The following is a 13,539-nucleotide window of genomic DNA, read 5'->3' as shown; positions in this document are numbered from 1 at the left end:
CTGTTTACGTGGCTTTACATGATACAGATAAAATCGATTTAGTTTCAATGGATAACAACAATGAAGATATTGTATATCTAACTATTTTTGACGCATTAGATTGGGAAGATGAAGAAGAACACGCCCTACTTTTACAAGACAAAATTAATACTTATTTAACGTTTATTGAGAATGGTGAAATATATGACACCGTTCCCGAATTAACTAAAAAAAACAAATTTGTAGTAAGAGTAATTGCTAAATATGAACTCAATGAATATGGTACACAATTTTACGATTTAGTAAGAGATCAATTACACGGTGCAGGTTATGGATTACAATTTAATCACAGGACCCCAAACAACAAGTAAAGGTAGGTGTATGCATGAGTTTACAAGATTTAGATACAGTCGACTTTATGGGGTATGATGAAGATAAAAAAGTAGCGTATCTTATTATTGTTGACGAAGAAGATTGGAAAGATGAAGAAAAACACATTGATTTACTAGAAGAAAAGATTAATTTGTATTTAGGCTTTATAGAAAGTGAAGAAGTTTACGAAAGATATCCCGAAGTAAAAGGGTATAATTTTGTTATTAAAATCTACGGTAAATATCGTTGCACTAAATGGGGCAAAGAATTTTTAGAAAAGGTTGATGAGGTTCTCGTTGAAGCTGGATACGGTTTTCAATACGTGCATAAACCATTTGATGAGCCTGAACAAACAAATAATATAACTGACTAGCAAAGAGCGTTTTTAAGCGCTCTTTTTAATGCACTTTAATCTGTTGCATATACTCATTTTCATATATCACGTTATAATATTTTTAAACCTCTTGCACATACATCAATTGATAGACAAACAAAAAACCTTGTTATCAAAAGATAACAAGGTTTTTTTAGCGTCCCAGGAGAGATTCGAACTCCCGACCGTACGCTTAGAAGGCGTATGCTCTATCCGGCTGAGCTACTGGGACATGGAGCGGGTGAAGAGAATCGAACTCTCGACCAGAGCTTGGAAGGCTCTTGTTTTACCACTAAACTACACCCGCATATGTTATTTTGTTTTTCTTCGTTAGCGCTGTTGCCCTATCGACAATATTTATTATATGTATAACCATACATAAAGTCAACACCTTTTTTAAAAGAGGATAATTTTTCTTATCCTCTTTTAAAAACTGCTTGTTCAACTAGTTGTCCGTCTAATGTTTCAAAACGAACTTCCATTTGATCTTCATCCATTTCTAATAAAGCAAATGTCTTTTCTACACGCTGACGCGGTAATAAAACACTACCTGGATTAATAAATAAAACGCCGTCGATTAATTCTGCACCTAATACGTGAGAGTGTCCGAAGCATGCAACTTGCGCCCCTACCTCTTCTGCACGGTACGCGAATGTTTGCAATGTCATTTTCACGTTATGACGATGTCCGTGCACAACTACGAAACGAATGCCTTCTACATCAGTTACAATTTCATCTTGAAAGTTAGCATAATCACAATTCCCTTTTACAACATGGAAACCTTGCAACTCTTCATGAGCAGGCGTTAGCTCCGAATCACCGCAATGAATCATGATATCTACTTTCCCTTCATAGTTCTCTTTTAACTGCTGTAATTCCTTCACAGAGCTATGACTATCGCTTACGATTAAAGCTTTCATCAATCTCTCTCCCTTATTCTCCTAAAAACCATTCAGGGATTTTTTCTTCTAGCTTACGCAGAGCACGTCCGCGGTGACTAATGGCATTCTTCTCATCTGAACTTAGTTCCGCCATCGCTTTTTTATATTCTTCCACATAAAAAATCGGATCATATCCAAAACCGTTTTCCCCGCGGCGCTGTTCTAAAATATATCCTTCGCACGTCCCGTTTACAATGACAGGCTTTTTATCACCTTCAGGGAAAGCCACTGCTAATGCACAGTAGAAGCGCGCTTTACGCTTATCAAACGCTACATCATTTAATTCTTGTAAAACCTTATCAATATTCGCTTGATCATCTTTCGGCTCTCCAGCAAAACGAGCTGAATACACGCCTGGTTTTCCATTTAAAGCATCTACAATAAGACCTGAATCATCCGCAATTACGATTGCATTCAACTGTTTGCTTAAACTATCTGCTTTTAAAATTGCATTTTCTTCAAACGTTTCACCAGTTTCTTCCACTTCTTCAATATGAGGAAAATCGTGTAATGATTTTACTTCTAAATCAAATCTCTCAAATAACTCAGCAAATTCACGTACTTTCCCCATATTTTTTGTCGCTACAACAACTTGTTTCATACTTTCCACCTCTACTCTATATGAGATACGATGTCGCCTAACGCTTCTTTTTGCATGTCAATTAGTTGGAAAATGCCTTGTTCCGCAGCATCAAGTAATTCATTTAACTGTGCTCTGCTAAACGTCGCTTCTTCTCCAGTTCCTTGCACTTCAACAAACTGGCCTTTTCCAGTCATAATTACGTTCATGTCAACGTCTGCTTTAGAATCTTCTACGTAGTTTAAATCTAAAACAACACCTTGCTCTTCAACAATCCCTACTGACGTTGCTGCTAAGTAATCTTTTACTGGAATTTTAGATACTTTTTCTGCTTGTAATAGCTTCTCAAACGCTAATACCATTGCTACATATGCACCTGTAATAGAAGCAGTTCTCGTTCCACCATCCGCTTGAATAACATCACAATCAATCCAAACTGTTCTTTCACCAAGTGCTTCTAGGTCAACTACCGCACGTAATGCTCGTCCAATTAAACGCTGGATTTCCATTGTACGCCCTGTTACTTTCCCTTTACTTGACTCCCTAATTGTACGTTGTTCTGTCGCACGTGGAATCATCGCGTATTCAGCTGTTACCCAGCCCTTTCCTTCTCCACGCATAAACGGCGGGACACGCTCTTCAATTGTCGCTGAACAAATTACCTTTGTATCCCCAACCTCAATTAATACTGATCCCTCTGGATGTTTTAAATAATTCGTATGAATATGTATATGGCGTAATTCTGTTTTCTCTCTACCATCTACTCGCATAAAAATAACCTCCTCATAACTACTTGTTAGTATAGCCAAATTTAAATGTATGATATGTATACAATAAAAGAAGGGGAACCCAAAAAGCAATTCCCCTTTCTTACTTAAGTATATCAAATTATTGGCGATTAAAAACTACCTGTATTCACGTTTTCTGGACGATCTACCGGTTTTATTAACTTTCCGCCCTTTTCATCTATAAGATTTGCTTTACCATTTACTTCAATAGAAACGCTTTTCACGCCTTTCTTTTCAGTTAAAGATAAGACTAACGACTTCAATACGTAATTTGAAACCATATTTTTATCTGGGTTTATAAATATATTTTCATTAAAGTTTAATGTAAGATTTCCATCTTGTAACTTCGGATTCGTAATAAGCTTAACTCCTGGATTAAAATCATTCAGAAGCGATTGATGAATCGGTCCTTTTACAAGTTCATCTATAATTGCTGCATAATCATTTTCTTTTCCTTCTACAACGCGGCGTGTTACTGGTACGTAGTATTGCTGTTTATTATTATTTTGTGCCATAAAATAAAGTGTGACTGGTTTTGTATTCGTTACATCCGCTACTTGCTCATCATCGAAGTTGATACCGTTAGCACGGCTCACCCCTTCACCAAGCGGCGTGCCACCAACAGGCATCTTCGCCAATTTCTCACCATTTATTTGGAACTGCACTTGTTTTATTTCTTTAAATTGCGTCAACGTCCACGCTATTGACTCAACGATTTGACGCTCTTCTTCTTTTGCATAGTTTTTCATTTCTTGTGAGAAATCAATGACTGCCGTCCCATCTTTTTTCAAATTTAGGGTCATCGATGTATTCGCTGGAATGACTGCACGGAACCCATTCGGTAATAAATTCGTTACCGGTCCATCTTTCACAAGGTACTCTAACGTTTGCTGAATAACCTCATTTGCTTTCGGAGTAGGTATAGCTAAGGTTTGCGGTACAACATAGCCATTTTTATCAACAAGGTATAGTTCTCTATTCACCATTTGTCCTTGCTTAACTTTCTTAGATACTTCTTTATTTCCACCCTCTGTATACGTAACTTGTTTTGGCGGATCAATTTGTTCCGTTGCTTTCTCCTGATTTATAAAGCCACACCCTGTTAGTAAAACAGCACTCACAGTAGCACCAACAACCCATTTAAAAGTGGATTTAGGCATGCCATTCCCCCCTAAAATCTAAGTTTGTACTATTATGTATACGAGCTGTTTCATGTTTTAGAACAAGCTATGCTTCTTACAAACAAAAAACTCCTGATTTCTCAGGAGTTCACTTATATGAATTCTACTATTATTCTTTTTCCAAATAAATATGTTTCACATTTTCAATCGGTTGGCCAAACCATTTTGATGCAATTTCTTTAAATAGACCTATTTTTCCTGTTGTTAAGAAGAGATGATCACTTTGTTCCTCTCCCTCATTCAACATTTTACTATGGTATAAAATTGTACTTACTTCGCGCGCTGTTTCATCACCTGAACTAATGAGTTGCACTTTATCTCCCATTACTTTTTTTATAACAGGCCCTAAAATCGGATAATGTGTACAACCTAAAATAAGCGTATCAATATCAGTATTTTTCAGTGGTTGCAATGTTTCTCTTACAACTTCATACGCCATTTCACTTTCAAAATTGCCACTCTCTACAAGCTCAACGAAAGGCGGACAAGCTAAGCTTTCTACCATAACACGGTTATTAATAGACTTTAACGCTTCTTCATATGCACCACTTTTCACCGTTCCAATTGTTCCAATAATCCCAACATGATACGTGTTTGTCACTTTTAAAGCTGTACGTGATCCTGGGTGAATAACTCCTACCACTGGAATTGGTAATTGTTTCTGCATCTCTTCTAATACAACCGCAGTTGCTGTATTACACGCAATAACTAACATTTTGATATTTAAATCTAGTAAATGCTCCGTCATTTCCCACGTAAATTGACGCACTTCTTCTCGAGAACGTGGACCATAAGGGCAACGTGCTGTATCCCCTAAATATATAATACGCTCTTTCGGCAACTGACGAATTAATTCCTTCGCTACTGTTAAACCGCCAACTCCTGAATCGATAACACCGATTGCTCTATTCAACTTCATCACCCGTTTTCTCATTCATCATCTTATTTTATCATTATATTTTACACACTTTAAGTTCGCTCACTTAAACTGCTTCTGTATGAAAATTTTCATTTGTACCTGTATAGACTAGGACCTTTTTTATTTTGCTCCTTTTTTTCATAATTTGCAAGACAGAAAAATAACCGACCTTCTATACGAAAGTCGGTTTCTTCTATATAAAGTGAAACTTTAATCAGTGGGGATTTTCTTCATCCCCACTGATTATTAGCCCTCACCAATCGGACTTTTATGGGCAGCCCGCCCCCCACCTAACTTCTTTGCTTTCGCTGCATTTTGAGGTGGGGGTCTTACTGCCCATTAAAGTGGGATAAAGTGCGTATTTACCGCTCCATCTTTTTTTGAAAAGAAGACATTCCTATTAATAAGACGAAATGAGCAGAAATTAACATGACGATTAAAATAAAATTCAAACAATAACTATTTGTAGATTCCATAATTTTGCTCGCAACAGCTGGTCCAAATGCCATACCGAAAAAGTTAATTAAATTATATAAGCCAAGACCGACCCCAACTTTAGCTGGATGTAATGTTTTCGGTATAAATGTGTTTACTGATACTTGAATAGCTGAATAACTCATAAACGTTAAAATAATCGCTACTAAAATAACCATTAAGTTCCCATTCGGAATAAGCCCTAAAATTAAAAAGCCAACGATCATAATGACAGACGCTACATAAATCATGTTCACATTTCCAAACGAAGGGACAATCTTCCCAGTAACAAAACTAGATACAATACCAAAGAGTGATGCAACAAACAATGCAATTCCAATAACGAATGGAGACAACCCGTGCTCTCTTCCTAACAGTAATGGTAATAATAATAAACTAGCACATAACGCCACATTCATTATAAATCCAACTGCTATTAAACGAAGAAATGGTTTATTTGTAAACAACTCAATATCAATAAATGGATGCTCCGCGTTCTTCATATGAACGGTGAATAAAAATAAGAAAACAACCGATAACACAAATAGCCAACCATTAATATTTACACCTAATAAAACAGTCGTAATGAATGCAAATAATAACACCGCTCCGATGTAATCAAAATGAAACGCTTCAGCCGTATGATGCGCTTCTTTCGGCATAAATTTCATAAGCAGAAAAATCCCAACTACTGAAATAATCATAAATAAAAATAAATATGGCCACCCTAATGTATTTGTAATTGCCCCGCCAACTAAAGGACCAATACCTATCGCTAATGCAATAGAAGAACTAATCATCGCTAACGCGCCAGGCTTCTTAGCAGGAACAACTAACTTTGCCACTGCAATCATACTAAGCGCAATAAACGCCCCTCCCCCACTCGCCTGCACTAATCTTGCAAGAATGGTAATTGCATAAGATTGATTCATAAATCCAATAATAGAACCTGCTGCAAATATGATAATTGAAATCATTAATAGTTTTTTTACGCTATAACGATCAGCCAGCTTCCCATATATCATCGAACCAATACCGACAACTAAGGAATAACCTACTACAACCCAACTTACCTTCGATTGGCTAATGGATAAATCATGAGCAATATCCTCTAACGCTACATTAAATAAAACCGCATTCATCGGCCCTAATAAAACGATAAAACATAATGTAAAAACAAACCATTTTGAATGGTTACTTATATCTTTCTCCATGTGTAACACCTCTCCTAATTGTAATAACAAATAAAGTTATTCAGCGCCTCTATCACTACTAAACAACTTCATCAAATGTATACATTTATCGCGCGACAAACTGAATCCGAAACGAAACATGTACGTTGTTCGATATTCATGGAACTATCATAGTTTCAGCATTACAGTTTGTCAACGAAAAATATACAGAGTAAACTAATTTAGTATTTTTAGTTTACTTTGTTCAAAAATTGTTATACACTATTTTCGAATCCGATATAAGGAGGACTGATATGGTTATTCAAATTTGCAATTTCTAACTTAATAAAGCGAAACTTTAATCAGTGGGGGTTTTGTTCATCCCCCACTGATTATTAATTGAGCCAATCGGACGTTTACGGACAGTTGATCTCCCATCTAACTTCTTTACTCCAACTGAATTTTGAGGTGGGAGTTTACTGTCCGTTAACGCGGGATAAAACCAAATAAATAAAAACTTTTATATAGAAGAAACATTACAGGAGGATTATGATGAAGAAAAAAATGTTAGTCGTATTAACGAGCGTAGAAAAATATCCAAATTTAAATCGAGCTACTGGTCTTTGGCTTGGTGAAGCTGTCCATTTCGTTAAAAAGGTTGAAGAAGCTGGTTATGAAGTAGATTATGTTAGTCCACAAGGCGGCTATACACCGATTGATCCGCATAGTTTAACAATGGCGGAGGGCGTCGATTGGGAATGGTATCAAAAGAAAGAATTTATGAATCGTCTCGGTTCTACAATGAAACCGAGTGAAGTGAACCCAGAAGACTACTCCGTTATTTATTACGCAGGCGGTCACGGCGTAATTTGGGACTTCCCAGAAAATAAAGAACTTCAAATGATTAGCCGCGACATTTATGAAAATGGCGGAATTGTTTTCTCTGTTTGTCACGGAGCTGCTGGTTTATTTCACATCACATTAAGTAATGGGGAACGTTTAATTAGCGGTAAAAAAGTAACAGGATTTTCAAACGAAGAAGAAAAACTTGCGGAACTAGATCAATTCGTCCCATTTTTAACAGAAGACGAACTCATTAAAAATGGAGGACTTTACGAAAAAGCTGCGCAGCCTTGGGAAGCTTACGCTGTAGAAGATAATCGCGTTATAACTGGCCAAAACCCAGCTTCAGGTGGTCCAGTAGCTGAATTAGTATTACAACACGTAAACAAATAACAGATAATAAAAAAGCAGGTTTTCCATTACTATAGGAAAACCTGCTTTTTTACGAAATCATTTGCAAAATAGCAATAACTTCTTTTTCAATTTCCGAATCATCAATTGCTTCTATATACTCTGGTTTAAAAAGTTGATACTTCTTTAGTTGATAAAAATCAAGTATCGCTTTTTTTAACGTAATATCGTACTGAATACAAAAAGAATGATCTATAATACGTCTTAACATCACATCATCTTGCACCATAAATAATTGTGCGTTCATTTTATTAAAGTAACCTTGTTCCATACCCGCTTCAAAAAACATTTGTAAATTATGATTACGATTTTGTTGTGCGGCAACTAACCGGTCTGATAAGTGCGGATATGCCTCTTTCAAATCTTGTAAAAAGACATCAGAAATATATGTCACACATTTTAAAGAGTGAACAAACGTCTTTTGGAAACGTTCTGCAAAAGACATACTTTCATCCTGATTATCCGCATCTCCTTCAAGAAGATAGTTCATAAAATCTTCTACTACAGCTTCAATAATCTCATCTTTCGAAGAAAAACGTTTATATAAAGTAGCTTTACTAATATCCATATATTTCGCAATTTCATCTATTTTCAATTGGCTAAAACTCGTTTTTCTAATAACGGGCTTTATTTTATTAATATAAGTATTTGCGCACGCAACTTTTCTCATTAAAAGAGCCTCCCCTTTTGTCCATACAAAATAGTATAGCAAATTCACGATTAATTATAAATGAAGTCACTATACTCAATATATCTTTTTAGTTTAAAGATCATTTACACTACAGAAAAAATGCCCGCTACCTTGATGAGTAGCGAGCACTTTTTCTATAATTTATTTACAGCTCTTCTTATAGCCTCCCCTATTTCCATACTAGACTGCGGGTTTTGCCCTGTAATTAAATGTCCATCTACTACAACATGCGGCGTAAAATTTGGAGCAACATAAAACAAAGCCCCTTCTTCTTTCAATTTAGTTTCTAATAAAAACGGCACTCGCTTTTCTAAATGTACAGCTTTTTCCTCAGCATTTGTATAACCTGTTATACGCTTACCGGCAACCAAAAACGATCCGTCCTTATTTTTCACACCGACTAAAGAACTTACTCCGTGACAAACAGCCGCTACAATCCGGTTATTGTTGTACATATTCTCAATTAAATTTGCAACATATGGATTACTTGGAAAATCTACAATCGCCCCGTGTCCACCACCAAATAAAACCGCATCATAATCCGAAAAATGAACATTTGAGATCGGCTTCGTATTTTGCAATAAAGAAGCAACATACTTAAATTCACGAGGTATCCCGTTCGGAATAGACACTCTATCAATAGGTACTCTACCACCCTTTATCGATACAATATCAACATCAAACTTAGCCTTTTTAAATACACGATAAGGAGCTGCAAGCTCTTCCAACCACAAACCAGTCGGGTGTCCATTCATATCATGAGCGCTTGTTGAAACTAACAATATCCTTTTCAACATATCCCCTCCTTACTACCTATTTATGTATGGAGTGTTCTTATCATTCATACAGCAAGCGAAAAAAACGATAACAACAAGCTGAACCTTTGTATAAAAGTCAGCTTGTTGTTATCGTTTGAATTCTTTCGTACAAAGATGTTCACAACTTTATAGCTTTTATCTCCAACGCCACGCAATTGTTGTATCCTCCATATGAATAGCAGGTATATCAATCCCTAAATACCGTTGATCATCCTCATCAAAAATAGACCAATTTTCTTCATATAAAAATTCAGGGTCTATGCTTTCAAAATCAAATATACTATCTTCGTCTACCATCTCACGAAAATACTTTTGGAACGGTTTACTATTCTCGTATAGACGAATTGTTCCATACATCCATGGCATGTCTCCAAAAACATCTTTAATTTCACCTATCTCCATATCTTTAAAATACAACTTCATATTTGCACCTTCTTATCCATAAATGACTAAGATACCCATTCTAAATACCACATCATGTTTTAGAATAGTTATTTTTAACACTTCTTTCTTAAACGTATCTTCCCTCTCAAAGTCCGAGATACCTTTTTTAAGTTCAAAATACAAACAAAAAAATAGCCGACTCTTTTATAAAAGTCGGCTTTCTTTTTATAACTCGAGCTCTCCCATGCGAAGAAGCTCAACAACTGCTTGTGAACGTCCTTTAACCCCTAGCTTTTGCATTGCGTTTGAGATGTGGTTGCGCACTGTTTTTTCACTGATAAAAAGTTCACCCGCAATTTCCTTCGTTGTTTTATCTTGAACCAGCAATTCAAATACTTCTCTCTCTCTCTTTGTGAGTAACGGTTTAGATTGATACGCTTTTTCCTTCAACTGGTATAACCCTCCTTGCTTAAGCCAGAGCCGTGTATGTGTAAGTTGGGTGTTTATTTAGTCAAGATATTGTATGAACGAAATGTGCGGGTGGTGAATGAAAATGGGCTTTATTTCACATGTTATTTTAGACTTTTATACAGTGCACACACTCTTTGTATCCACTCACTTTTCAGTACGCCATATTTGTTCTAGTAATATGCTGACAACGGTACCTACGAACAATCCATTTCCGAATATGTATTGTATAACAGACGGTAAGGATTGAAGCGCTCCAGACGGTAAAAACATAACACCGCTGCCCAATAATACTGCAACGCCTAAAATCGTTACATTCCTTTCATTAAGCTCCACTTGTTTTATATTATTTAACCCAATTCCAATTAACTGTACGAACGAAGCCATTAAAACCGCAGATGCGGCGGCCGATGGTAACGATGCTAAGTAACGAATAACACCTGGGAACAGCGACATTACAACCAGTAACATACATGCTAGTAAGAACGATCGTATATATTTTTGTTTCGTTAAACGTATAAACCCTGCCGTTGCTGGTAGCGGCACGACACCTACAGTTGAAAATGCAGAAGAAATAATATGAGAAATGCCTCCAATCCACGTACTGTCTTTCAACTGTTTCTTTTCAATAGTCCCTTTTTGAATGGTAGCTTGGTTAATCGCTATAATAGCTGCGACTGTATTTGAAACTAAAATACATACCATAACGAAACTGGATACCGCCATACCTGTATTCCATTTTGGAAGTCCCCAAGCAAATATTTGCGGAAGTTGCACAAAATGAGTTACTTGAGACGGAATCGTCACTTTTCCTGCAATTAGAAAAAGAATCCACCCACTAATTAATCCTATTAAAACCGCATAACTTTTGACAAAACCTTTTCCGAAGTTAGATAGTATAATAACGAAAAGAAATATGCTAAACGCAATTATCGCTGTAAATCCATCGATTTGAGAAACGGTAGCAGTAATCCCTAGCATTCCTTTTAAAAACACACCGCTTAATTGTAAACATAATAAAAGTAAAAACGTCCCTGTCACAAGCGGCGTAAATAAAAATAAAATACGTCCGATAAAACCAGTGACTCCTAATCCTATTAAAATAACACCAGAAATTATCATTCCTAATTCTAAAATTTGCAACGTACTATGTAATTGATCTTGCCCGGCCGTTGCGTAAGCGAGTACAGTAAATACTCCAACCCAAGATCCAGCTGGTCCATCCGCAATTGGTAATCTATGTCCAAGCCACCCTTGTAAAAAAGAAGATATACCAACTACAAAAAACGTACGCTGCATTAAATAAAATATTTCTTCCGTCGTAAGATGAAATAATCCGCCAACGACAATTGGTAGTGCGATTGAATTCGCTAATAAAAATATAAACCATTGCAAAGTTCCCATAATATGATTTTGATTATGTTGATTGTCCAAACTTTTCATCCCTTCTAGCTTTTGTTGTAAACATAAAAAAGAAAGGTTCTATATTCACAATTAGAACCCTCCTTAAAATATTCAAACGATTCTTTACACAAGATTATTTAATTCCACCTCATTTAAACTGCCAACAACAATATTTCCTTTATACACGACTAAATACTTCTCTGTTTGACGCGCTACCGCTTCAGCAGCACATGTTGCATTCGTCAAAACAAAACTCGCTTCATCTCCTACATTCGGCCACGCTCGCTTCCCTTCATTGTTTAACGTTTCTTTTCCTCCCGTAATAAAGCGAAGAGCTTTTCCTAAAGACCTTTCGTCACTCCATCCGAAACGTTCCGCTAATCGATTTGCCTTTTGCAGCATATCACCTGTTCCAAACGGTGACCAATGATCTGTAATACTATCATTTCCTAATGAAACTTTCACACCTTTTTTATCTAATAACGGAATTGGGATTACTTGTTTCCCAATCGGCACCGTTGAAGTAATATCAATGTTTAAAGCAGCTAGTCTTTCCGCCACTTCTTCCGCTTCTTTATCCGTAACACCACCAAGTCCAAGCGCATGACTAATTGTTACGCGACCTTGCCATCCCGCTTCTTCTGTTAAACTTGCCAATCTCTTCATTGTAAACGTTCCAAGATTATTCGCATCATGCAGGTGAATATCAACATCTGCATTAAATTCTACTGCGATATCCATAATAGTATGTAATGATTTTTCAATATCGTTATCCACTGTAGCTGGATCCACCCCGCCGACTAGATGCGCACCCATACGCATCGCATCTTTCACAAGTTGCACAGAATTACTGCGCAATAATCCATGTTGCGGAAAAGCAACGATTCTACCAGAAACCTGATTTTTATATGTTTCCAACGCCGCTAACGTCGCCTCCAAATTACCAAGTCCAATAATTGGATCAACATTACAATGTGTTCTTATATTCGTTGCACCATTTCGAAGCAATAACGCTAGCATATTTTCTGCCCTATCTTGAGCAGTCGCTAATTGCTTCGGTAAAATTTCCTTTTCTTCATTAAAACGTGTAAAAATACTTTCTGCTGGCATACAAGCTTTCCAAGGGCCACTATAATACGTCTTATCAATGTGAATATGCATCTCTTCGAAAGCTGGCAAAATTAATAAACGGTTAGCATCAAGAATTAATACTCCTTCCTCTTGAACAGTCCCTGCTATTATTTTTTTAATTCGTCCATCTTCAATGAGTAAACTACATAACTCTGTTTCTGTTTCGGAAACTCTCCCCTCTTCATACGTATACCCTGATTCAAGCATTACATTAGTCAACCAATATACTGTCATCTCTATTCCCCCATCCTTTATTAAAAGTTACCTCTTACTATAAGTTTAATATCCACTGAAAATTAAGACAATTAATACGACTGTTCTCTAAAAAAAATGTAATACAACCTTATAGTCTTCTCATAAATTTCCATATAGAATAGAAATATATAGCTTGCTATAAAAGGAGTGGATTGGAAGATGTCAAAAAGATTATATAAATCCGAAACTGATAAAATGCTATTTGGTATATGCGGTGGTTTAGGAGAATATTTTGATATTAGCTCTACTCTCATTCGCATACTTTGGGTCATTGCTGTTTTATGTTTTGGGACGGGGTTTTTAGTTTATTTTATTTGTTTATTACTTATGCCACGCTCTTACTAATAACATTCTT

16 protein-coding genes and 2 tRNA genes are annotated in these 13,539 nt (G+C 36.3%); 4 read left to right on the top strand and 14 right to left on the bottom strand.

Annotated elements, in window-relative coordinates; translation table 11 throughout:
• Positions 1-8 precede the first annotated feature (8 nt).
• Entirely contained in the window at positions 9-350 is a 342-nt protein-coding gene (locus AC3WTI_RS16410) for a DUF6572 domain-containing protein (RefSeq protein WP_087957087.1), read from the top strand.
• Positions 351-364: 14 nt separating this feature from the next.
• The gene (locus AC3WTI_RS16405; RefSeq protein WP_087957088.1) at positions 365-724 is read left to right on the top strand and encodes a DUF6572 domain-containing protein; all 360 of its coding nucleotides are present in this window, start codon (positions 365-367) and stop codon (positions 722-724) included.
• A 158-nt stretch (positions 725-882) separates the two neighbouring features.
• On the opposite strand, the gene AC3WTI_RS16400 is transcribed toward AC3WTI_RS16405, so the two are convergent.
• The 8 genes from AC3WTI_RS16400 to AC3WTI_RS16365 all read right to left on the bottom strand — a co-directional run bounded on the left by AC3WTI_RS16400 (position 883) and on the right by AC3WTI_RS16365 (position 6,821).
• A tRNA-Arg gene (locus tag AC3WTI_RS16400) sits at positions 883-956 on the bottom strand.
• Position 957: 1 nt separating this feature from the next.
• Positions 958-1,031, bottom strand: a tRNA-Gly gene (locus AC3WTI_RS16395).
• Between the two features lie 109 nt (positions 1,032-1,140).
• Positions 1,141-1,644 carry a metallophosphoesterase gene (locus tag AC3WTI_RS16390; protein ID WP_097840804.1) on the bottom strand — a complete coding sequence of 168 codons (504 nt, stop codon included), beginning with the start codon at positions 1,642-1,644 and terminating at the stop codon, positions 1,141-1,143.
• A gap of 13 nt (positions 1,645-1,657) precedes the next feature.
• Positions 1,658-2,266 (bottom strand): XTP/dITP diphosphatase, encoded by a 609-nt coding sequence (locus AC3WTI_RS16385; protein ID WP_142286678.1) that lies wholly within the window; start codon positions 2,264-2,266, stop codon positions 1,658-1,660.
• Positions 2,267-2,277: 11 nt separating this feature from the next.
• Positions 2,278-3,015: a ribonuclease PH gene (gene rph / locus AC3WTI_RS16380; protein ID WP_016118680.1), complete on the bottom strand. Its 738-nt coding sequence runs from the start codon at positions 3,013-3,015 to the stop codon at positions 2,278-2,280.
• Positions 3,016-3,143: 128 nt separating this feature from the next.
• Entirely contained in the window at positions 3,144-4,193 is a 1,050-nt protein-coding gene (gene gerM / locus AC3WTI_RS16375; protein WP_087957091.1) for a spore germination protein GerM, read from the bottom strand.
• Positions 4,194-4,323: 130 nt separating this feature from the next.
• Entirely contained in the window at positions 4,324-5,133 is an 810-nt protein-coding gene (gene racE, locus AC3WTI_RS16370; protein WP_000774001.1) for a glutamate racemase, read from the bottom strand.
• Positions 5,134-5,495: 362 nt separating this feature from the next.
• Positions 5,496-6,821, bottom strand: coding sequence for an MFS transporter (locus AC3WTI_RS16365; RefSeq protein WP_253621651.1), 1,326 nt, complete (start codon positions 6,819-6,821; stop codon positions 5,496-5,498).
• Positions 6,822-7,331: 510 nt separating this feature from the next.
• Here AC3WTI_RS16365 and AC3WTI_RS16360 point away from each other — a divergent pair.
• Complete coding sequence (locus tag AC3WTI_RS16360; RefSeq protein WP_492304382.1) at positions 7,332-8,015, top strand: type 1 glutamine amidotransferase domain-containing protein; 684 nt, start codon at positions 7,332-7,334, stop codon at positions 8,013-8,015.
• A gap of 49 nt (positions 8,016-8,064) precedes the next feature.
• Here AC3WTI_RS16360 and AC3WTI_RS16355 read toward each other — a convergent pair whose 3' ends face one another.
• The 6 genes from AC3WTI_RS16355 to AC3WTI_RS16330 all read right to left on the bottom strand — a co-directional run bounded on the left by AC3WTI_RS16355 (position 8,065) and on the right by AC3WTI_RS16330 (position 13,163).
• Entirely contained in the window at positions 8,065-8,703 is a 639-nt protein-coding gene (locus AC3WTI_RS16355; RefSeq protein WP_087957094.1) for a TetR/AcrR family transcriptional regulator, read from the bottom strand.
• Positions 8,704-8,858: 155 nt separating this feature from the next.
• On the bottom strand, positions 8,859-9,521 hold the full coding sequence (locus AC3WTI_RS16350; protein ID WP_097840806.1) for a type 1 glutamine amidotransferase domain-containing protein: 663 nt from the start codon (positions 9,519-9,521) through the stop codon (positions 8,859-8,861).
• Positions 9,522-9,677: 156 nt separating this feature from the next.
• Positions 9,678-9,965, bottom strand: a complete 288-nt coding sequence (locus tag AC3WTI_RS16345) for a hypothetical protein (protein WP_000780761.1) — start codon at positions 9,963-9,965, stop codon at positions 9,678-9,680.
• A gap of 186 nt (positions 9,966-10,151) precedes the next feature.
• Positions 10,152-10,376, bottom strand: a complete 225-nt coding sequence (gene gerE, locus AC3WTI_RS16340) for a spore germination transcription factor GerE (protein WP_000659484.1) — start codon at positions 10,374-10,376, stop codon at positions 10,152-10,154.
• A gap of 165 nt (positions 10,377-10,541) precedes the next feature.
• Positions 10,542-11,837 carry a purine/pyrimidine permease gene (locus AC3WTI_RS16335; RefSeq protein ID WP_097840807.1) on the bottom strand — a complete coding sequence of 432 codons (1,296 nt, stop codon included), beginning with the start codon at positions 11,835-11,837 and terminating at the stop codon, positions 10,542-10,544.
• A gap of 84 nt (positions 11,838-11,921) precedes the next feature.
• Positions 11,922-13,163 carry an amidohydrolase family protein gene (locus tag AC3WTI_RS16330; protein ID WP_097840808.1) on the bottom strand — a complete coding sequence of 414 codons (1,242 nt, stop codon included), beginning with the start codon at positions 13,161-13,163 and terminating at the stop codon, positions 11,922-11,924.
• 180 nt (positions 13,164-13,343) lie between these two features.
• On the opposite strand from AC3WTI_RS16330, the gene AC3WTI_RS16325 reads away from it, so the two are divergent.
• Positions 13,344-13,529, top strand: coding sequence for a PspC domain-containing protein (locus AC3WTI_RS16325; protein ID WP_000044433.1), 186 nt, complete (start codon positions 13,344-13,346; stop codon positions 13,527-13,529).
• The last annotated feature ends 10 nt before the right edge of the window (positions 13,530-13,539 follow it).

Source organism: Bacillus sp. EB106-02-03-XG38 (assembly GCF_058792175.1).
This window is presented reverse-complemented; position numbering and strand designations above follow the sequence as displayed.

Bases quoted from the DNA above. Each gene is read 5' to 3' on its own strand.
- AC3WTI_RS16405 (WP_087957088.1), top strand. From the start codon at position 365: ATGAGTTTACAAGATTTAGATACAGTCGACTTTATGGGGTATGATGAA.
- AC3WTI_RS16390 (WP_097840804.1), bottom strand. From the start codon at position 1,644: ATGAAAGCTTTAATCGTAAGCGATAGTCATAGCTCTGTGAAGGAATTA.
- AC3WTI_RS16385 (WP_142286678.1), bottom strand. From the start codon at position 2,266: ATGAAACAAGTTGTTGTAGCGACAAAAAATATGGGGAAAGTACGTGAA.
- rph (WP_016118680.1), bottom strand. From the start codon at position 3,015: ATGCGAGTAGATGGTAGAGAGAAAACAGAATTACGCCATATACATATT.
- gerM (WP_087957091.1), bottom strand. From the start codon at position 4,193: ATGCCTAAATCCACTTTTAAATGGGTTGTTGGTGCTACTGTGAGTGCT.
- racE (WP_000774001.1), bottom strand. From the start codon at position 5,133: ATGAAGTTGAATAGAGCAATCGGTGTTATCGATTCAGGAGTTGGCGGT.
- AC3WTI_RS16365 (WP_253621651.1), bottom strand. From the start codon at position 6,821: ATGGAGAAAGATATAAGTAACCATTCAAAATGGTTTGTTTTTACATTA.
- AC3WTI_RS16360 (WP_492304382.1), top strand. From the start codon at position 7,332: ATGAAGAAAAAAATGTTAGTCGTATTAACGAGCGTAGAAAAATATCCA.
- AC3WTI_RS16355 (WP_087957094.1), bottom strand. From the start codon at position 8,703: ATGAGAAAAGTTGCGTGCGCAAATACTTATATTAATAAAATAAAGCCC.
- AC3WTI_RS16350 (WP_097840806.1), bottom strand. From the start codon at position 9,521: ATGTTGAAAAGGATATTGTTAGTTTCAACAAGCGCTCATGATATGAAT.
- AC3WTI_RS16345 (WP_000780761.1), bottom strand. From the start codon at position 9,965: ATGAAGTTGTATTTTAAAGATATGGAGATAGGTGAAATTAAAGATGTT.
- AC3WTI_RS16335 (WP_097840807.1), bottom strand. From the start codon at position 11,837: ATGAAAAGTTTGGACAATCAACATAATCAAAATCATATTATGGGAACT.
- AC3WTI_RS16330 (WP_097840808.1), bottom strand. From the start codon at position 13,163: ATGACAGTATATTGGTTGACTAATGTAATGCTTGAATCAGGGTATACG.
- AC3WTI_RS16325 (WP_000044433.1), top strand. From the start codon at position 13,344: ATGTCAAAAAGATTATATAAATCCGAAACTGATAAAATGCTATTTGGT.